This is a genomic window from Exiguobacterium sp. s34 (genome assembly GCF_018617435.1).
Classification (GTDB): Bacteria; Bacillota; Bacilli; order Exiguobacteriales; family Exiguobacteriaceae; genus Exiguobacterium; species Exiguobacterium aestuarii.
In genome coordinates, this window is record NZ_JACSKE010000004.1 from 210305 (window position 1) to 231018 (window position 20714).

Genomic DNA, 20714 nt, shown 5'->3' on the forward strand with positions numbered 1-20714 from the left:
AGAAATGAAACAGGTTCATGTGGTTCCACATATGCATTGGGATCGTGAATGGTACTTCTCCACAGAAGAGTCAAGAATTCTGTTGGTGAATAACTTAGAAGAAATTATGCATCGTTTGGAAACAGATGAGCACTATCCGTATTACGTGTTAGATGGACAAACGTCTATTTTAGAAGATTATTTGGCCGTAAAGCCGGAGAATCGTGAGCGGATTAAACGCCTCGTTCAGGCGAACAAGTTGATCATCGGACCTTGGTATACACAGACGGATGAGATGATTGTTGGGGCAGAATCAATAGTTCGAAACTTGCTATACGGTATTAAAGACTCTAAAGAGTTTGGACCCCATATGGAAATCGGATATCTGCCTGATTCCTTTGGTCAATCTGCACAAATGCCAATGATTTTGAATGGTTTCGGGATCAAGCGCTCCATCTTTTGGCGTGGAACGTCGGAACGTCATGGGACAAACAAGACTGAATTCTACTGGGAATCGAAAGATGGATCGAACGTATTGGTTCAATTGATGCCACTCGGTTATGCAATCGGAAAGTATTTGCCTACCGAACCAGAGGCGTTAAAGAAACGCATGGATAAATATTTGCCAGTACTTGATCGCGGAGCCACAGGTGAAAACCTTCTCCTTCCAAATGGTCATGACCAGATGCCGATTCAGCAAAATATTACGGAAGTGCTCACCGAACTGCATCGTTTGTATCCTGAACGTGAATTTTTCTTGAGTCGCTATGAAAAAGTGTTTGAGCAACTCGAGAAACAGTTGAATCTTCCGACGATTAGCGGCGAATTTCTCGATGGAAAATACATGCGGGTTCACCGAAGTATCTATTCAACTCGAATGGATATCAAAACGATGAACGCCATCATTGAGAACAAGTTGACGAACACGCTCGAACCATTGATGAGTTTAGCGTATTCCCTCGGCATTGAATATCATCACGGTTTGATCGAATTGATTTGGAAAGAAATCATGAAAAATCATGCCCATGACAGCATCGGTTGCTGTTGTTCGGATAAAGTCCATGCTGAAATCTTCAACCGTTTCTTCATCGCAAACGAAAAAACAGATCAATTGATCACATTCTATAAACGTAGAATTGTGGATTCGATTGACACGAAACGAACAGAAGATAGATTGACGTTCTTTAATTTGAGAAGCATTGCCGAAGAACGTGTGATTCGGACGGAAGTCATCACAAAGTTTGAATCATTCCGCTTAGAAACAGAAGACGGAACGGAAGTACCTTATGAATTGATTCAAAAAGAAATCATTGATCCAGGCTTGATTGATCGCCAAATCGTTCACTACGGCAACTATGATCCGTTTTACAAGTATACAATCGAAGTTCGACGTGAATTGGCAGCACTTAGCTATGAAACCGTATTTGTAGTATCAGAGTCGACGCCAACAGTTGTAGAAGAGACGACAGTATTTGGTCCACAACTGATTGAAACAAAAGTCTATGACATCACGGTCAAAGAAAATGGAACTATCGATTTGCTGGATAAACGATCGGGCGTATTGCACCGAGATTTGTTGTGGCTCGAAGATAGTGGAGATGATGGAGATGAATATGACTATTCTCCGCTCGCAGGAGACAATCCGATCACGACACAATCGAGTCGTCCGATCATTCAAACGACGAGTACATCCAACCGAACAGTTGTCACGATTTCACATGATATGAAGATTCCGCGTGATTTGATGGAACGAAAAGATGGGCGACTGACGAATCTATTGAAGGTTTCACTTGAATTGGTCATTGAACAAAATGATTCAACAATTGGACTCAAAGTAGTCGTGGATAATGACGCAAATGATCATCGCCTTCGCCTTTGTTTGCCAACTTCTGTCCAAACGAATGTTTCGTTTTCCGACAATCAGTTCGGTGAAATCAAACGACCGTTCATCGATGATGCAATTCATGTATGGGAAGAAGAAGGATGGAATGAACGACCGGACGGAATTTTCCCGATGTTGTCTTATGTGGGATTACAAGAAGAATCAGGAAATGGAATGGGTGTCATTACGAACAGCTCACGTGAGTTTGAAGTAATAGAAGAAGGTGAATCGACACTAGCCATCACCTTGTTCCGAAGTGTAGGCGTGTTAGGTAAAGAAGAGCTTGTTCGACGACCTGGGCGACCATCTGGAATCAAATTATCGACACCGGATTCCCAGATGATCGGAACGTATACGTTTGACCTTGCATTCACATCATTGGATGGAACTGAACGTCTCTCTGACTTGGCGAAACGTCATCTTACACCGATTGTGACCTATAACAAAATTCCGCATGATGCGATGAAGCTTAACCCTACCGGACTTTGCTTAAACGCCTCTGCATCGCTTTTTGAAATGGCTGAAAATGGGTTATTGATGAGCACTTTGAAGAAAGCAGAGAACGAAAAAGCGTTACTGTTGCGTGTGTATAACCCGACTGAACATACGATTCCTCTCATGTTTACGAAAGTAGACTTTGATTCATTCACTGAAGTCAATTTGAATGAAGAACCGGTTCGAGACATTACTGAGGTCGTGTCAAACAATCAGTTTAATATCTTACCGAATCAAGTGAAGTCCATCTTGATGAAATAAAACGAATCAGGACATGGATGATCCGTGTCCTGATTGATTTTTATACGGAGGGAATCAACATGTCTGTATTAGTAGCACTTGATTCATTCAAAGGAAGTCTGACATCCGAACAAGCTAACCAAGCTGTAAAAGATGGAATCCGAATGGTCAATCCAAATGAACGCATTGATCTTTTGACAGTTGCAGATGGAGGAGAAGGAACGGTCTCTGCATTACGACATGCATTACAACTCGAAAATCGGGAGCTTGAAGTACTTGATTCACGAAAAAAACAAGTGATGGCGATGTATGGAATCAATCGACAACATCAAACAGCGGTAATCGAAGTCTCGGCGGCGTGTGGATTACCTCAAGTTCCAATCGAAGAACGGAACGCGCGACTTGCGACATCTTATGGGGTCGGGCAACTCATCCTTGATGCAATCAAAGAAGGAAGTCGAACGATTTATGTCGGGTTAGGTGGGAGCGCAACAACGGATGGCGGATTCGGGATGTTACGTGCACTCGGAGGAATCTTCTTCGATGCTAAACAAAAAGAAGTCACTAACGTCGAAAACCTTCATTCTGTGGTTCGCAGTGATTTGTGTGAGCTTAAGAAGAGGTTAGAAGACACAGAGATTGTTCTGGTCTGCGATGTAGAGAACCCATTTTACGGAGAGACCGGGGCAGCGTATGTATATGCACCACAGAAAGGTGCGACCCAAGAGGACGTGTTGTTACTAGATGAGAGGTTGAAACATTTCGCAAAACTGATGGAACGAGATACAGGAGTGGATGTTCAATTATGTGTCGGAAGCGGTGCGGCGGGCGGAATTGCAGGAGCACTATACGCCTATGCCGGTGCTAAATATACATCCGGTGCAGAATTGGTGTTGTCGCTGAACGATGTTCCCGAACGAATTGCCAACTACGCTTTAGTGATCTCGGGCGAAGGGAAAATCGATGAGCAAACCTTAAACGGAAAGCTTCCGTTGATGATTGGAAAGCTTGGAGCGAAAGAACAGATACCCGTAGTGTTACTTGGGGGAAGTGTCAACATCTCATTTGAAAAGTTACAACATACCTCCGTTCTCGCAGCACATTCCATCGCGTCGGGCCCAATGTCTCTCGAAGAGTTAATGAAACCAAAAGTCGCTTATGAACATCTTAAACAGACGGCGGCACATTGCTATGCTACTTTCCAAGCCAGAAAGGAAGGGAACAATGATTCTAAAAGTTGAACCGGTATTTCAAGAGAGAATATGGGGCGGTAGAAAGTTAAGTACTCTCTTTAACTATAAAATTCCAGATGGAAATATTGGGGAATGTTGGGGGATCTCGGCGCATCCGAACGGCATGAGCTACGTTTTGGCTGGAGAATATAAAGGAATGTCTCTAGCGGAGCTATGGAAAAATCACCGTTATTTATTCGGAGAGTACAAAAATGAAGAATTTCCTCTACTCATTAAATTGTTAGATGCGAGGGAGGATTTATCCGTACAAGTTCATCCAAACGACGATCAGGCACAACGTTTAGAAGGTGAACCTTACGGAAAAACCGAATGTTGGTATGTGGTCGATGCAGAACCTGATGCGGAATTGATTCTTGGTCATCGTGCAAAAACAAAATCAGAATTTTTGGAGCGGATTGAGCATGGCCAGTGGGATGACCTCTTATGTCGCATGCCGGTAAAAAAAGGTGATTTCATCTATGTTCCAAGTGGTACGATTCACGCGATTGGAAAAGGAATCGTTATTCTTGAGACACAGCAGTCATCAGACACGACTTATCGGGTATATGATTTTGATCGTGTCGACGCGACGGGAAATCTTAGAGAATTACATTTAGAAAAAGCATTAGCTGTCACGAACTTCCCGAATGAACAGGTAGTCATTGTCCCAGAAACAATAAAAGTTCCTGATGGCACAATTACAACGTTGGTTGAAACGAATGAATTCAATGTCTATCATATGAATGTTCAGACAGGTTTCAATCTTTCGTCATTGAATCGTTTTCGACTCATATCGATTTTAAAAGGGAATGGTCAAATCGATGGAGTGGATGTTCAACAAGGTGATCATCTCATCGTGACTGCACATCATCAATCGTTGTCGGTTGTTGGAACTATGGAGTGGATTACGAGTGATTGTATCCTGTAAGATTTAAGACATCGGAGACGGTGTCTTTTTGTGTTAGGAATGATGAGGAGGGAATCATGAAAGAAGCAGAATATAAGATTTTTTATTGTAATGTAGAGTTGGCGCTCGATGTGATGGGGGGGAAATGGAAACCACTTATCATCTATCACGTAGGCGGTGCTGGCGTGATCCGATTTGGAGAATTGAAACGTAAAATTCCGAACATCAATGAACGAGTACTCTCTCGTCAACTCAAAGAACTAGTAGAAGCAGATCTCTTGGCTAAAAAAATATATGACGAAGTTCCACCACGTGCAGAATATTCTCTTAAGGAGGCTGGCGAAGCGCTCTTACCCATTTTAAAGCAATTAGGATCGTGGGGAAAAGATTATCAAGATGAGCATCAATATGGAGAAATTTATTTCGAAGAAGAATATGACGCATAACCGTAGTCTGTACAAAAGTGTCCGTACGGATAAAGAAGTCCGTACTTGTAGGCGGGTAATATGAGTCCTATACTAGGCGCATATCAAGTTTTAAAAATCGAAAAAGGAAGTGTAGATATGCAACTGGTTAAGACATTAAACAATCGATACTCAACAAAAGAATTTGATGTATCCAAGCAAATTTCTGAAGCGGACATGGAGTCAATCAAGTCGCTACTCCAACTTTCTCCATCATCAACGAATGTTCAGCCATGGCATTTTGTGCTTGCGACAACTGAAGAAGGAAAAGCGCGTGTCGCAAAAGCAGCGAATGGATTCTATAGTTTTAATGAATCGAAAGTGACAAATGCATCTGCCGTCGTTGTATTTGCATCTAAAACGGAAATCACAGAAGAGTATCTTCAACATGTGACGGACAAGGAAGATGAGGATGGGCGTTTTGCGGAACAGGAATTCAAGCATGCTAACCACGCAGGGCGAAAGATTTTTGTCGATATGCATAAATACGATTACAAAGACTTATCTCATTGGACTGAAAAACAAGTCTATCTGAATTTAGGTTCGTTTTTACTTGGTGTCGCGTCATTGGGAATTGATGCGATCCCAATGGAAGGATTAGATATGAAAATGTTAGACGAGGAGTTCTCATTACGGGAAAAAGGCTTCACTTCTTGTGTTGTCGTATCACTCGGATATCGTTCGGAATCTGATTTCAATGCAGCCTTACCAAAATCACGTCTTGATTTAGCTGAAATCATTGAGGAAGTGTGATGAAGATTCTCGTTACCGGTGCCACAGACGGAATCGGACTAGCGACCTCCAAACTTTTGATTGAGGAAGGTCATGAGGTTTTGGTTCATGGTCGAGACGAGCAAAAACTAGCGGCCGTCGTGCGAGAATTAGACTCTAGTCATGTCACTTCATATATTGCCGATCTTTCGAAGTCAGAGGACGTCATGTTATTCGCTGACCGACTACTAAAAGAACATAATTCGATTGATGTCCTGATTCATAATGCTGGAATTTATGAGGCACAGCCACGACTTGGGGAGAACGGATGGGATCTTCGCTTCATTGTGAATGCGATAACACCTTATGTTTTGACTAAGAGACTGTTGCCGTTACTTCCTGTAACAGGACGAGTCGTCAACGTGTCATCTGCTGCCCAGGCACGATTAGACTACGGGGCGTTACGAGGTCATTCACCTATCACGGACGGTGACGCATATGCACAAAGCAAACTGGCAATTACGATGTGGACATATGAGTTATCAAAAAAATACCCTCAGACTTTCGTAGCGGTCAATCCAAAATCCTTGTTTGGTAGTAAAATGGTGAAAAGTGCTTATGGAATCGATGGTCATGATTTGATGATTGGAGCGAAAGTCTTGCGTGATGCCGCTACTTTAGATGAATTTGAAGGTGCGTCAGGAAAATATTACGATAATGATCGTGAGCAGTTTGCTGAAGCACATCCAGATGTTTACGATGAAGAGCGCAGACAGGAACTCATGGAAACCTTGAATTCCATTTCGTATCTTTAAGTTCACGTCATTCAGCGATTATTGTATCATTCTTGGCGGCGCAGCTTTTCCGCGTAAACGGAGAGATATAAGTTCGGAAGATGCCAACGATGATATCTCTCGGGCCTTTCCTATTCTTCAACCCTTTTCATAACTAATACTTTGTCAATATAAAGAAGCCATCGCCCATAAAGGCGATGGCTTCTTCTCGTTAACTACTCATTTGATTTGATACATCCATTTTTGGAAGGCTGACTGTGAAAATGGAACCTTTTCCGATATTCGATGCGGCGTGGATCGTGCCACCATGACCTTCTGCGATTTCTTTACAAATCGCGAGGCCAAGGCCTGTACCTCCGATTTTACGGCTGGCTGAATTGTCGACGCGATAGAACTTATCAAACAACTTCGACAGCGCGGCTTGTGGAATCCCGATTCCATGGTCCTCAATCGAAATATCAATCCAATCCGGTCGTTCACATGCGACACGTACATGGATGTCTCCACCACTTGGAGAGTACTTCACGGCATTATGAAGCAAGTTCGTGAAGAGTTGTCCGAGTCGTGTCCGATCTCCATATACATAGACGTCTTCTTGACAATCAAACGTGATGCGATGATGTTGACTGGCACCTTGATGAATGGCGATGGCCTGTTTTAGGATTTCCGATAGGCGCTCCGTCTCATTGTGGTACGTCTGTTGTCCTGATTCCATTCGCTGAACATCGAGCAAGTTGGAAATCAAATCCTCGAGACGTAACGTTTCCTGATGGATCATCCCTAAATATTTCTCCGAACGTTCGGGAGACAGTTGTCGGAAACGAAGAAGTTCGGTGAATCCGATGATACTCGTGAGCGGCGTGCGGAGTTCATGGGAGACGGTCGAAACGAGTTCGGTTTTCAAACGATCGACCTCAGTCTCATGCGTCACATCACGGAAGACGAGCATCGTGCCGTGGCGTGTCCCTCTCAAATAAATTTTCTCCGCATACATTTGAATGAAGCGCTCTTCCTGATTCATCGAGAACGTGACGCTCTCTTCTTTACACTGTCCATCGAATGAACGTTCCATGAATGCAAAAAAGGCATCCTTTTGGTCGACCTGCAGCCCGAGTTCTTCAAGACTAGCATCTAAACGATATAAATCGACTTCATTTCGTTTTGTGATCGGTTGATTGAATAAGACGAACAACGCTTGGTTCGCCACTTTTTCGCTTGTCGCGTGCTCGACATAGATGACAGCATCTCGAATCGAGTGGAGAAGGCGAGCTGTCTTTTCACGCTCTTCCTCAATCCGATAACGCTGATGCGTAAGCGAAGTCGCCATCTGACGGAATGATGTCGTCAATTGACCGACCTCGTTTTTAGATTGAACCGTGATTGGCGTGACCGGTTGCTTCTCTCCGGCAAGACGCTTACTGTTTTCAATTAACTCTTGGAGTTGACCGGTCAAGCGTCGGACGTAAGGGCGGGCGACGATGAAGAGAATGAAGAGGACTCCGAGTAAGGAGAGGAGCCAGAGGGCCTGTGCCCATTTCGTATGTGTCGCAAGTTGAGCACGGAGCGCATCCTCTTCTGCGTTCAGTGAGTTCCGATATTCCGTGAAGACGCTCTCCATATCGACGATGCTCGCGCTCATATCCGCGGCACTTTTCGAGTTGATTTTAAATTTTCGATCCGCCGGCGGCTCTTTTTGAGGGTTTACTTTCCCGAGCGTTGGCATTTTTAAGAAGGGTTCGGTCACGCTTCCGCTCCGCTTTCCTTCTACATAACGTTCAAGGCTTGGCATGACGCGTTCCTGATAAGCGACAAACAGCGTACGCGCATCGCTCGCATACGTTTTTTCCTTATCGGTCACGGCGTTCTGTTCGAACCAGGTCGTCTGTTCGTCAATCAAGACTTGTTTATCTTGTACGCGCTCTAGCATCGCATCGTCTCCGAGGAGTACATAGCCGCGCATTTCATATTGCATCGACTGCCATGTCTCGAACAATTCGGTCGCATTCGTGCGCCGTTCACTAATGTTCTCGAGCGATGACGTCGTCTGTTCGATTTGGTTTTCCGTATACACATATACGGCAAGTGACGTGAGGAGGATCAGTCCGATGAATAAGTAGAAGACGAACAAAAATTGTCTTCCGATCCGCTGGTCAATCCATGACTTCATAAAGACCGTTCCTTTCTAGAATGATGAACATTCCGACTGTGACTAATATCCTACGAGTGTCGTTCTTTCATTGTACAGATTCAAACGTTTAGATGCTATATATTGAGAAATCAGGGGAATGGATACTATTATATATTGAACAGTAGTGAATGATATGCTATTGTTCTATGTATAGTAGGGGGTGGGATCATGAATCCTCAATTCAAAAAGGGCGTACTCAACCTTTGTGTACTGGCGCTTGTGGCGGAACAAGACCGCTATGGCTATGAACTCGTCCAAGCGATTTCAGCCAAAGTAGCCATTTCAGAGGGTGCCGTCTATCCATTGTTACGTCGACTGACGACAGAGGGCTATTTCACAACGTATTTAACCGAGTCCGGGGAAGGGCCTCCGCGAAAGTATTATCAGATTACGGAACAAGGAAAAACACATTTGGCTGAGTTGCGAGCGGAATGGGATGTATTCACGAACGGCGTCAATGACTTAATCCGAGGGGGAGACGACAGATGAATGAAGAACAGTACTTGTCAGAGCTTGAGCAGTTATTGATGAACGTGAAGGTGAAGGATCGCCTCGATATTTTACGAGACGTGTCTGAATATTTCACGAGCGGTCGATTAGAGGGTAGGAGTGATGAGGAGATGGCACGCGAGTTAGGGGAACCGAGCGTACTCGCCTCGGAACTACTCGCTTCTGTCGATTTTGAAGTATCGGAATCGACACGACCGCCTGCGGTTGTCAAAAGCTCGACCGTAGCCTTTCAAAGTGTCCTCATCCAAGTACAGCATGCACAGGTGTTCGTCACGCCATCACAAGACGGCTATGCGTATGCGACGCTCGAAACGGAGACCGACCATGGGGTTGTGATGGACATCGTCGGGGACACGCTTGAGATTCGGATTGAATCCGAACGTCGTTTCGGTCTCTCTGACCTCTTCTCGTGGTTCGGGTCGAAAGCACCGGTGCTTCGAGTCGAGCTGCCGCATCACGCCTATCATCAGATTCAATTGAAAAACCGCCACGGTTCGAGTGATGTACAAGATCTTCAAGCGGAACGGTTACACGTGGAGAGTGAGAACGGTCGAGTCATCGCGCATCATATTCAGGCACGCCAAGGTGTGCTTCGTACATCGAACGGACAGGTGCTCGCGTCGAGTTGTCACGGTCACGATTGGGAGCTCCATTCCTCAAACGGTCGCGTGGAAGCAAAACATTCTCAACTAGAACGGATCAACATCCATTCCTCGAATGGTCGAATCGATGTCGATCACGTCATGGGGGCAATTGATGCCAAAACGTCAAACGGTCGAATTGACTGTATCGTTCAATCGATTCAATCACCGATTCGATTGAAGACAAACAATGGGAAGATTGACTTGCACGTCGAGGAACGTCCAGAAGATGTGACGATTCGGGCGAAGTCGCGGAACGGAAAAGTCAATGTATTCGGAGAACGGTCGAAAGAGTGCGTGTTCGGTGAAGGATCGATTGATGTGAAATTAACAAGCTCGAACGGAAGTGTCACCGTATCATGATTAACATAGCCCCTCCATCAATCGATGGAGGGGCTATGTTTATAAGTCATGCACTAAGATATAGGCGACTCGAACGGGTCCATGGACACCAACGATCAGGTTCATTTCAATGTCGGCCGAGTTCGACGGACCGGAGATGAAATTGACACCGTTCGGGGAACGGAGGTCATCTTGGTCGAGTTCGGCAAGTTGTTGTGCCGTTTGCGTCATACGTGGAACAAGGACAGATTTCGGGATGATTGCGATATGGTCTTGCGGTAACAGACTGATCGTTCGTGATTTGCCAGGCTTCGCATATTGAACGATTGTCGCACTTTCCGCAAACGCCGCATCCGCAATCGTAATGCCGATGTCGGCACGGGCGGCCAACTCTCGACTCGCTTTCGGTTGTGACGAATCCCACCAAGCGAACGTCTCACTCGTTGTGGGTGCCCAAGCGGAAATTCGTTCATCGTTCTCCGCAAGAATCCTTGTTCCGTCATAACGGCCAATCAAGAGACGGAGCGTATCATCGAGATGCGAGGATTCGCATTCGACCAAATCGGTATGAATTCGGGTCGCGACCATACGAAACGTTTCGAGCAATTCCTCTTCGCTCGCATCTTTTAACACGTCGTCTTGTGGGCGATATTTATAGTCACGTTTCGGTGGGGTGAGGTCGACCTCACGACCGAGCTGTTTGGCGATTCGTTGTAAAAAGTCTTCACGGTTTGTGATTGTGCCAGGATTCATTCGACGTTCCCCCGTTTCTTAAACCAATCTCGGACGGTCTGTTTGTTCGGTTGCGGCAAGTCTTTGGAGTCCGTCCAAGCAGGTAACCCTTTTTCAATCTGACCAGATGTGGCGAACGGTGATGTCGCAAACGGTGCGACGTGTTCCGCGGCTTCGAATAAGAAAGGACTCGATGCCGTGACGGCAAATCCTTTCATCGCAATCCGCTCCACGAATGGTGATTGTCTCTTTTCTTCTACGATGACACGACGGTGTTCAATCAATAGCTCGTGTAGCGGAATCTTCACAGGGCATGCCTCTGTACAGGCACCGCATAGACTTGACGCGTAAGGGAGCTCTTTATAGTTTTCGTATCCGTCTAGGAGTGGGGCCAACACGGCACCGATTGGACCAGGATAAATTGACCCGTACGCATGCCCACCGATATGGCGATAGACCGGACAGACGTTGATGCATGCCGCGCAACGGATGCATTGCAGGACCGATTGGAACTGTGTACCGAGAATGCCAGAACGTTTATTGTCGACGATGACGAGATGGAATTCTTCCGGACCATCGACTTCACCGACCGCGCGCGTCCCGGCGAATGTCGTGATGTATGACGTGAGGCGTTGACCGACCGCGCTTCGACAAAGCATATTGACGAGTACCTCGAACTCTTCATAAGATGGGACGACGCGTTCCATCCCCATGACAGAGATGACCGTATCAGGAAGTGACGTCACCATGCGTCCGTTTCCTTCATTGGTCACAAGCCCGACGGCTCCACTCTCTGCGATGGCGAAATTACAACCGGTGATGCCGACTTCTGCCTTCAAAAAGTCTTTTCGGAGTTCTTGTCGTGCGTAGCGTCCGAGCTCGGTCGGATTGTTCGAACCGGTATATCCGTGAGCAGTGAACGTCTCGTGGACAGCGTCGCGGTCTTTGTGTAGGGCAGGGGCGACGATGTGAGACGGTGGATCTTCGTCGAGTTGTAAAATCCATTCCCCAAGGTCGGACTCGACGACGGTACATCCTTCTTCCTGAAGTGCCTCGTTCAATCCGATCTCTTCTGTGACCATCGATTTTGATTTCACGACATGTTTTGCTTGTTTTGAACGAACGACTTCTCGAATATAGCGGTTCGCTTCTTCTGGTGTTTCTGCAAAAAAGACGCTCCCGCCTCGTTTTGAGACGTTCTCGCTCAATTGATACAAGTAATAATCGAGATGTTCGAGCACGTTTTGACGAATCTCTTCCGAATGATCACGAAACGCTTCCCAGTCTCCAAGTTCACCTGCAGCATCCAACCGTCCATCCCGCAGCCGATTTTGAGCCGAACTGACGGCTTGACGCATGAACGTATCCTCAATTCCGTCCTTCCGACGGTCTTGAAACTTCTCATCTAACCGAATCCCCATGCTCATGCTTGCTTCACTCCTTCGTTCAAGACTTCGGCAATGTGCATCACTTTGATCGGATGCCCTTGTTTATGAAGACGTCCGCCGATGTTCATGAGACAAGACGCATCCGCCCCGATCAAAACGTCTGCACCGGACTGTAAAATCGATTCGACTTTCTCATCTACCATCTGGACCGACACGTCTGGCATTTTGACGGAGAACGTCCCTCCGAACCCGCAACAGTTATGTACATTTGCGAGAGGAACCATCGTCAAGCCATCGACGTTTCCGAGCAATTTCCCTGGCGCGGCTTCGATTCCGAGGAGGCGGGTCATATGACAGGACGCATGATAAGTCGCTGTAGCGGGAAACTTGGCGCCGACGTCTGTGACTTCGAGCACGTCGACGATGAACTGTGTCAGTTCGAACGTTTTGGCGGCATGCGCTTCTGCACGAGGACCCCATACCGGATCATCTTGGAATAAATGTGGATAGTCACGCATCATCATGACACATGACCCCGATGGTCCGACAATATACTCCGCATCGGCCTGTTCGAACGTTTCAATCATGTGCTTGGCGATTTTCTTCGTCTCCTCATGGTAACCGCTGTTATAGGCGGGTTGCCCACAGCACGTCTGTTCAAATGGGAAGGTCACCTCGCACCCTAAATGTTCAAGCAGTTCGACTGTCGCTTGTCCGACGGATGGAAACAACGTATCTGATAAACAAGTGACGAATAAAGCTACATTCGGCATAGCCATTCCTTCTTTCTTCTCATGATAGCGATTTCAACGTCATTATTTCATAAAGAGTAGGAAAGTGACAGAAAAATGGGGAGAAAAACTGATTTATTTGTAAAATCCTGTCTAATTGATAACGTATCTCACTGAACAGACATTCATCTATTTTCTGATATAAAACAGGAAGGAAGCACGTATAACAGAAAAAGATCCTCGTCATATGGCGAGGATCTTGCATCTAAATTATAGGAAGAACATTTCCAAGATGAAAAGTGCGCCGAACAAATAGATGAGCGGATGGACCGTCTCTTTGTTCATCGCTTTGAAGATCGGATACAAGATGAACCCGAACGCGATTCCGCGTTCGATGCTTCCTGAAAGCGGCATGATCAAAATCGTCATGAACGCCGGGAAGTATTCGCTAAAGTCGCTCCAGTCGATATAACGGACGTTCGTCAACATGAGAGCCCCGACGATGATGAGTGCAGGAGCTGTAATCGCTGCAACGCCGGAGATGGCACCGATGAGCGGGCTAAAGAAGAGCGTCAGTCCGAACAAGCTGGCAACGACAGCCGTTGTGAGACCGGTACGTCCACCTTGTGCGACACCGGCTGCAGACTCGATGTATGCAGTCGAAGGACTCGTTCCGACGAGTGAACCACCCATTGTGGCAAGCGAGTCGGCAAAGAGTGCACGGTGACCATTTTCAATCGTGCCATCTTCCTTTAAAAGACCGGCTTGTTTCCCGACACCGACAAGTGTACCTGTCGTATCGAACAATGTGACGAGGAAGAACGAGAGGACGGCACCGAATAATCCATATTGAATGACATCACTAAATGCTGTCACCGGGTTGACCATAAGTCCTTCTGGAAGTGTCGGCATTGCCGTGACACCGTTGATTTGTAAGATGTCCATGAAGTAAGCCGCGATTCCAGTGAGCAGCATCCCAATCAATAGTGACCCTGGGACATTGCGCGAGAAGAGAAGTGCCGAGACGATTAAACCACCGAGTACGAGTAATACTTCTGGTGAGGATACGTCACCGAGACGCACCAAGTTCGCCTCATCTGCGACAATCAATCCCGATAACTTCAATCCGAGCGAAGCGATGAAGAGACCGATTCCGGTCGTGATCGCATGTTTCAGCGAAGTCGGGATCGCTTGAATCAGTTTCGTCCGAATCGGAGAAAGCGACAGGATTAAAAAGAAGACGGACGAGACGAAGACGACGCCGAGAGCAGCGGATGGTGCGATTTGTTCTTGGGCGACGAGTGTGTACGCGAAGAAGGCGTTGAGCCCCATACCAGGTGCCACAGCGATCGGCAAGTTCGCATAAAACGCCATCAAGCCTGTCCCGATGAGAATCGCGATGATTGTCGCCGTGAAAGCTTGAGCGAAAGGGATTCCGGCATCAGATAGGATGGCCGGGTTGACGACAGAGATATATGCCATCGTCACGAACGTTGTAATCCCTGCAGTGACTTCCTGTTTAACATTCGTTCCATGTTGTTTCAATTGAAAAATATTCATCGATAAAACTCCTTATTTCGGTCTATTTCCGAACAATAATTGAAAATAATGATCAAATTAACGTTATCAACTTGATGACTATACAAAAATGTTTGATTCACGTCAATTGTTTTGAGTAAAAAACATCAAAAATGATTAGGTGGGATAAAAAATGTTCGGAAATTAACTTTTTTACAAAATATGCTTGCTCTGAAACGCGTTTCAGAAGATACGGTATAGACAAAGGGAGGGGAACCGATATGAAACCGACAACGTGGAAGACATGGTGCAGTGGAATTGTATACGAGCTCGTCATCAATCAGTTGTATACGCCGTTCGGGAAAATGTTGTGTAGCCGTTTCCGTGAAGAGTTTCTTCATTTGCCGTTAGAAGAGCGCTTCCGCCTCGTTCAGGCGATTCGAAGTCAAGTCGTCGAAAGAGGTGACAGTCAGCAAGCAGAGTGGGTACACTATATGCAAAGACTGACAAGTTGAGGTGAGACGAATGGCAAACATTCGAGATATCGCAAAGCACGCTGACGTTTCGGTGACGACGGTCTCGCGCGTCTTAAACGAGCATCCGTACGTATCGAAGGAAAAACGGACCCGTGTCCATGCGGCGATGAAAGAGCTCGGGTATTTGCGAAATCAACAGGCGTTGACGTTGTCGACGGGGAAAACACAACGTGTCGTCGTCATCTTACCTTATATGGATCATCCGTATTACGGTCTCTTCGTCAACGGGCTTGCGAAAGCGGCCCTCGAGCACGATTACCGCCTCGTCATGTGGCAGACGGAGTATAAGTTGAGTGAGGAGCGACAAGCACTCGATTTATTGAAGCATCGCGAAGTCGATGGGGCGATCGTCTTGTCGCACGAAATGTCCTTTAAGGAAATGGAGACGTATCGCGCTTACGGACCGATTGCCGTGGCGACCGTAGGCGCACCGGAGACAATCTCATCCATCCATGTCGACCATTATGCGTCGTTCGTGTCAGGTATTCATGTGCTACAGGAGCATGGATATGAAGAGATTGGAATCATCTTGTCAAGAAGCCACAGTCCGAGCTCCCTTGCGCGTCAGCAAGCCTATTTCGATGAAGTAGCGCATGCGCGTGAGCAATGGATTTGGACCGGTTATTTGACGAGTGAGGACGGCATTCGGTTAGCAGAAACGTTCCTCTCTCAAAAAGAGCGTCCTCGAGCGCTCTTTTTCTCGTCGGATTATGTCGCACTTGGATTTTTGGGGGAGATGCAACGGCGGCAAGTCGCCATTCCTGAGAAAGTCGCCATGCTTGGATTTGACGGGCATCCGATTGGTCGGGCGTTTGGGTTATCGACGATGCTTTCTCCGAATGAACAGATTGGTCGCCATCTGTTTGAAACGACGCTCGCTGAGATGAACGGGGCTCAACCTGAAACACGTGGAATGACGGTGAGCTATCAAATCGGGACGACACTTTAGGCAACATCCTCGCTCGACTCTTTTGAAACGTTTAGAATGAAAGAAGTAGTCGAGAGGAGGAAATGTTATGAAGATTCAAGTAACAGAAGAAGCGCTCCAATGGTTTAAAGAAGAAATGGAAGTCGAAGCGGGTCAAACGGTACGTTTATTCGCAAAATACGGGGGTTCGACAGACTTAACGCACGGTTTTTCCGTCGGAGTCATCACAGAAGACGTGAACAATGCGGCTGTTGAGACCGAAGAAGACGGCATTCGTTTCGTTGTGGCGGAACAAGATGAGTGGTTGTTCCAAGGACAAGACGTGAAAGTCGAACTTCGCGGAGAAGAAATCGTCTTCGTTCAAGCCTGACGTTTCAGTTTGTTTACGTTTGATGAAATGTCGTTTGACGAAATCTGGCTTGGGGAACAGATTACGACAAGTCGGATTTTCGAAAGGATGACACGATATGTCAGACAAAGAAAAGCGTGAACAAGAAGAAAAAGAGAAGTTGAAACGAGATCAACCGGACATCTCCCACGAAGAGGATTCAAAAGGAGATCATTCCGACCTCGAAGAGACAGATGAAGATGAACAATCATAAGAGCCGACACGGCTCTTTTTGTTTGGGAATTGAAAGAAATGCCGTGGGCGTTATAATGGATAAGGGAAAACTATTTAGTGAGGAGAATGAGATATGAGTACAGTACTAGTCTTCGGACATAAAAATCCAGATACCGACACGATCACATCAGCGCTCGCCTATGCCGAGTTGAAAAAGAAATTAGGGATGGACGCAGAGGCAGTCCGTCTCGGTGAAGTGAACGGGGAAACACAATATGCACTCGATCACTTCCGCGTGAAAGCACCACGTTTGATTGAAAGTGTGAAAGGTGAGGCCGAAGAAGTCATCTTAGTCGACCACAACGAGTTCCAGCAAAGTGCGGACGGCATCGAAGACGTGCGAATCCTTGAAGTCATCGACCACCACCGCATCGCGAACTTCCAAACGGCAGACCCGCTCTACTATCGTGCAGAGCCAGTCGGATGCACAGCGACAATTTTGTTGAAATTGTATAAAGAGCACGGCGTTGAGATTGCAGCGGATATGGCCGGTTTGATGCTTTCAGCAATCATCTCAGATTCGCTTCTCTTCAAATCACCGACATGCACGGACGAGGACATCAAAGCAGCGAAAGAACTTGCAGAAATCGCTGGCGTCGATGTGGAAGCATACGGACTTGAGATGCTCAAAGCCGGTGCGGACCTTAGCCAAAAAACGATTGAAGAGCTCATCTCACTCGATGCGAAAGAATTTGCGATGGGCGACTATCGCGTCGAAATCGCACAAGTGAACACGGTCGATGCGAGCGATGTCTTGAACCGTAAAGAGGAAGTCGATGCAGCCATCGCTAATACGGTTGCAGCGAAAAACTTAGACTTGTTCGTCTTTGCCATCACGAACATTTTGACGAACGATTCAGAAACAATCGTCGTCGGACCAAAGCCAGAACTCTTCGAACAAGCGTTCAACGTGACGCTTCAAAACGGATTGGCGACACTTCCGGGCGTCGTTTCGCGTAAGAAGCAAATCGTGCCATTCTTAACGGAAGCGGCGACAAAATAAAAACTCGAAGCATTAGCCTCGAGCGAAACTGCAGACGTTCATACGTCTGCAGTTTTTTATTTTAATTCATTTATTCATCATAAAAAAGACCGGACACTGAAGTCCGATCTTAAGATGATTTTGTTTGTCTTCCGTACGTCCCTAAGCGCCATAGCTTCTCAAACGGTCCGTAACGGTGATTTTTTAGCCACCACATCGAGAAGATGGATTGGACAATTAAAATAGCGATGCTTAGGAACAATCCTTCGGTCAAAGAGAGCGTACCGTATGCTCCGAGCGCAATCACAGGGACGAAGACGATGAGCGTATGTGTCAAATAGTTCGTAAGCGCCATCCGTCCGAGCGCTTGAAGTGGGGCGAACGTGCGACCCTTTCGAACGGCTATCGTAAATAGGCAGACATATGTCGTGGCGAGTAACTTCCCGGAAATCAAGACGGCGAACAAGTTTAACCAGAAATAAGGATACCCTTCACCATAATGATGCCAAATGATTACGCCGAAGAACGGGAGGGCAAGGATAGCACAGATGATGGCCGTTCGTGTTAACCCTTCTAGACGCCATGTCAGGAGTTTTCGTTCACGTCCAATATACAGTCCGAATAAGAATAGACTGAGAATCTCGAAGCCGACAACGAACGAGTTGGAGAAGGCGTTAAAGATTTCAACAGAATACCGATAATCGAACCAGGCACCAAACCCTTGGTTATACACATCTGGGAACGGGATACCACCATAATAGCTTCCGCCCATGCTCCATTCATTCAGCGCGGAAGTTCCGTACAATAGAAGGATACTTCCAATCAGTAATCCCCAAGCCCATGTCAGAATGGCACGGTTACTCAACTTATAGAAAAGAGGAAGCAGCAAGCCCCACATCGCATATGTATGTAGGATATCACCTGACCAAATCGCCAAGTGTGCCAGACCGAACAAGAAGAGAATCAAAATCCGGCGTATGTAACGACTGACCGATTCGCCTCGGGCGTAAGAACGCTCGAGGAAAATCGAAAAGCCGATCCCAAATAAGAGGGAGAAAATCGTATAAAACTTCGTCTGCACGAACAAGTCGAAGAGGGTGCGGACGAACAAGTCGCTCCCATAATAGTCGGGGCGACCGAACATCCAGTCGCTCCCGAGCATACTCGGGATATTGACGAGGAAAATGCCGCAGAGGGCAAACCCTCGGATAATGTCATACAAGATAATCCGTTCATTCGTTTGAATTGGGCCAGCCATACGACACGTCCTTTACTGAATTAGAATACTTTCGTCGTCCACGACTCACAGTTCCAGACGTCTGTGACGATATCTTCATAGAATTCTGGCTCGTGACTGATGAGGAGGACACTACCCTTGTACTCTTTCAACGCACGCTTCAACTCTTCCTTCGCATCGACGTCCAAGTGGTTCGTCGGCTCATCGAGTAAGAGAAGGTTTGTCTCGTTGTTGAGGAGTTTGCAAAGACGAACTTTCGCCTTTTCCCCACCACTGAGGACGGAAATCTTACTTTCGATGTGCTTCGTCATGAGTCCACACTTCGCAAGCATCGCGCGTACTTGTTGTTGGTTGAGTGACGGGAATTCACTCCAAATCTCTTCGATACACGTGTTGTTGCTCGTTGCCGCTTCTTGTTCGAAGTACCCCATTTCAAGAAACTCGCCGCGTTCGACTGTTCCTTCAAGTGGGTTGATCAAGCCGAGTAAACTCTTCAAGAGTGTCGTCTTCCCGATTCCGTTCGCTCCGACGAGGGCAATCTTTTGACCGCGCTCCATTTGAAGGTCGAGCGGGCGTGAGAGCGGCTCGTCGTAACCGATGACGAGACCTTTCGCATCAAAGATGAGACGTCCTGACGTACGGGCCTGCAAGAAGCGGAATTCCGGTTTCGGACGCTCCGCGCTCAGTTCGATGACATCCATCTTATCGAGCTTCTTCTGACGCGACATCGCCATGTTCCGTGTCGAGACGCGCGCTTTGTTTCGGGCGACGAAGTCTTTCAAGTCGGCAATCTCGGCTTGTTGACGCTTATAAGCTGCTTCAAGCTGTGAGCGTTTCATCTCGTATACTTCCATGAACTTGTCATAGTCTCCGACGTAGCGATTCAACTCTTGGTTCTCCATATGGTAGACCAAGTTGATGACACTATTTAAGAATGGGATATCGTGTGAAATCAAGATGAAGGCATTGTCATAGTTTTGGAGATAGCGCTTCAACCACTCGATGTGTACTTCATCCAAATAGTTGGTCGGCTCATCGAGGAGCAAGATATCTGGCTTCTCGAGAAGCAACTTCGCGAGCAATACTTTCGTACGCTGTCCGCCTGACAAATCTGTGACGTCACGGTCGAGACCGACGTCTAAAATACCAAGACCACGTGCGACTTCCTCTACTTTCGCATCGATGATATAAAAGTCGTTCGAGTCGAGCGTCTCTTGAAGTTCACCGACCTCAGCGAGCATGTCTTCCATCTGTTCAGGTGTCGCATCTCCCATCTCCATGTAGAGTTCGCCGATGCGCGTCTCCATGTCGATCAAGTATTGGAAAGCACCTTTCAAGACGTCACGAATTGTCATCCCACGCTCAAGTACCGCGTGTTGGTCGAGGTAGCCGACACGGACATTTTTTGCCCATTCGATTTTTCCCTCATCCGGTTGCAGTTTGCGTGTGATGATGTTCATGAACGTCGATTTTCCTTCACCGTTCGCTCCAACGAGACCGATGTGCTCTCCTTTTAAGAGACGGAAAGAGACATCGTTCAAAATAGCGCGGTCACCAAAGCCGTGGCTTAAGTTTTGTACCGTTAATATACTCATAATTCGTTTTCGTTCCTTTCAAAGTAAACTACCCGATATTGTAGCATGAATCCAATCAAA

20 protein-coding genes are annotated in these 20714 nt (G+C 46.7%); 13 read left to right on the top strand and 7 right to left on the bottom strand.

What is annotated here, in order from left to right:
- Positions 1–4 precede the first annotated feature (4 nt).
- The 6 genes from mngB (at position 5) to KNO87_RS10490 (ending at position 6725) form a co-directional block, all read left to right on the top strand.
- Positions 5–2617, top strand: a complete 2613-nt coding sequence (mngB, locus tag KNO87_RS10465) for a mannosylglycerate hydrolase (protein WP_214790248.1) — start codon at positions 5–7, stop codon at positions 2615–2617.
- Positions 2618–2676: 59 nt separating this feature from the next.
- Positions 2677–3837, top strand: coding sequence for a glycerate kinase family protein (locus tag KNO87_RS10470; RefSeq protein WP_214790250.1), 1161 nt, complete (start codon positions 2677–2679; stop codon positions 3835–3837).
- Entirely contained in the window at positions 3821–4756 is a 936-nt protein-coding gene (gene manA, locus KNO87_RS10475; protein ID WP_214790461.1) for a mannose-6-phosphate isomerase, class I, read from the top strand. The genes KNO87_RS10470 and manA overlap by 17 nt, the downstream gene beginning before the upstream one ends.
- A gap of 56 nt (positions 4757–4812) precedes the next feature.
- The gene (locus KNO87_RS10480; RefSeq protein ID WP_214790252.1) at positions 4813–5181 is read left to right on the top strand and encodes a winged helix-turn-helix transcriptional regulator; all 369 of its coding nucleotides are present in this window, start codon (positions 4813–4815) and stop codon (positions 5179–5181) included.
- A 117-nt stretch (positions 5182–5298) separates the two neighbouring features.
- Positions 5299–5952 (top strand): oxygen-insensitive NAD(P)H nitroreductase, encoded by a 654-nt coding sequence (nfsB, locus tag KNO87_RS10485; RefSeq protein WP_214796035.1) that lies wholly within the window; start codon positions 5299–5301, stop codon positions 5950–5952.
- Entirely contained in the window at positions 5952–6725 is a 774-nt protein-coding gene (locus KNO87_RS10490) for an SDR family NAD(P)-dependent oxidoreductase (protein ID WP_214796037.1), read from the top strand. The genes nfsB and KNO87_RS10490 overlap by 1 nt, the downstream gene beginning before the upstream one ends.
- A 190-nt stretch (positions 6726–6915) precedes the next feature.
- Here the strand turns inward: KNO87_RS10490 and KNO87_RS10495 are convergent, their stop codons facing one another.
- Positions 6916–8871 carry an ATP-binding protein gene (locus KNO87_RS10495; protein WP_214796039.1) on the bottom strand — a complete coding sequence of 652 codons (1956 nt, stop codon included), beginning with the start codon at positions 8869–8871 and terminating at the stop codon, positions 6916–6918.
- Positions 8872–9060: 189 nt separating this feature from the next.
- On the opposite strand from KNO87_RS10495, the gene KNO87_RS10500 reads away from it, so the two are divergent.
- Both KNO87_RS10500 and KNO87_RS10505 read left to right on the top strand, forming a co-directional pair.
- On the top strand, positions 9061–9381 hold the full coding sequence (locus KNO87_RS10500) for a PadR family transcriptional regulator (RefSeq protein WP_214790262.1): 321 nt from the start codon (positions 9061–9063) through the stop codon (positions 9379–9381).
- Positions 9378–10406 carry a DUF4097 family beta strand repeat-containing protein gene (locus KNO87_RS10505; RefSeq protein WP_214790264.1) on the top strand — a complete coding sequence of 343 codons (1029 nt, stop codon included), beginning with the start codon at positions 9378–9380 and terminating at the stop codon, positions 10404–10406. Before KNO87_RS10500 ends, KNO87_RS10505 begins: the two co-directional genes overlap by 4 nt.
- A 39-nt stretch (positions 10407–10445) precedes the next feature.
- Here KNO87_RS10505 and KNO87_RS10510 read toward each other — a convergent pair whose 3' ends face one another.
- From KNO87_RS10510 to KNO87_RS10525, 4 genes are all read right to left on the bottom strand, one after another.
- Complete coding sequence (locus tag KNO87_RS10510; protein ID WP_214790266.1) at positions 10446–11138, bottom strand: LutC/YkgG family protein; 693 nt, start codon at positions 11136–11138, stop codon at positions 10446–10448.
- Entirely contained in the window at positions 11135–12538 is a 1404-nt protein-coding gene (locus tag KNO87_RS10515) for a LutB/LldF family L-lactate oxidation iron-sulfur protein (protein WP_285800649.1), read from the bottom strand. Before KNO87_RS10515 ends, KNO87_RS10510 begins: the two co-directional genes overlap by 4 nt.
- 2 nt (positions 12539–12540) lie before the next feature.
- Entirely contained in the window at positions 12541–13278 is a 738-nt protein-coding gene (locus KNO87_RS10520; RefSeq protein ID WP_214790270.1) for a (Fe-S)-binding protein, read from the bottom strand.
- A 228-nt stretch (positions 13279–13506) separates the two neighbouring features.
- On the bottom strand, positions 13507–14790 hold the full coding sequence (locus KNO87_RS10525; protein ID WP_214796199.1) for an NCS2 family permease: 1284 nt from the start codon (positions 14788–14790) through the stop codon (positions 13507–13509).
- Between the two features lie 245 nt (positions 14791–15035).
- Here KNO87_RS10525 and KNO87_RS10530 point away from each other — a divergent pair, with 245 nt between their 5' ends.
- The 5 genes from KNO87_RS10530 to KNO87_RS10545 all read left to right on the top strand — a co-directional run bounded on the left by KNO87_RS10530 (position 15036) and on the right by KNO87_RS10545 (position 17843).
- Positions 15036–15269 (top strand): hypothetical protein, encoded by a 234-nt coding sequence (locus KNO87_RS10530; protein WP_214790272.1) that lies wholly within the window; start codon positions 15036–15038, stop codon positions 15267–15269.
- Positions 15270–15279: 10 nt separating this feature from the next.
- Entirely contained in the window at positions 15280–16239 is a 960-nt protein-coding gene (locus KNO87_RS10535; RefSeq protein ID WP_214796043.1) for a LacI family DNA-binding transcriptional regulator, read from the top strand.
- Positions 16240–16306: 67 nt separating this feature from the next.
- Positions 16307–16588: a HesB/YadR/YfhF family protein gene (locus tag KNO87_RS10540; protein WP_074034990.1), complete on the top strand. Its 282-nt coding sequence runs from the start codon at positions 16307–16309 to the stop codon at positions 16586–16588.
- A gap of 97 nt (positions 16589–16685) precedes the next feature.
- Complete coding sequence (locus KNO87_RS15525) at positions 16686–16820, top strand: hypothetical protein (protein WP_256441184.1); 135 nt, start codon at positions 16686–16688, stop codon at positions 16818–16820.
- Between the two features lie 93 nt (positions 16821–16913).
- Positions 16914–17843, top strand: a complete 930-nt coding sequence (locus tag KNO87_RS10545; protein WP_214796045.1) for a manganese-dependent inorganic pyrophosphatase — start codon at positions 16914–16916, stop codon at positions 17841–17843.
- 109 nt (positions 17844–17952) lie between these two features.
- On the opposite strand, the gene KNO87_RS10550 is transcribed toward KNO87_RS10545, so the two are convergent.
- A complete protein-coding gene (locus KNO87_RS10550; protein ID WP_214796047.1) occupies positions 17953–19080 on the bottom strand; it encodes a DUF418 domain-containing protein in 1128 nt (375 codons plus the stop codon).
- 20 nt (positions 19081–19100) lie between these two features.
- On the bottom strand, positions 19101–20654 hold the full coding sequence (locus KNO87_RS10555) for an ABC-F family ATP-binding cassette domain-containing protein (RefSeq protein WP_074034179.1): 1554 nt from the start codon (positions 20652–20654) through the stop codon (positions 19101–19103).
- Positions 20655–20714: the final 60 nt, after the last annotated feature.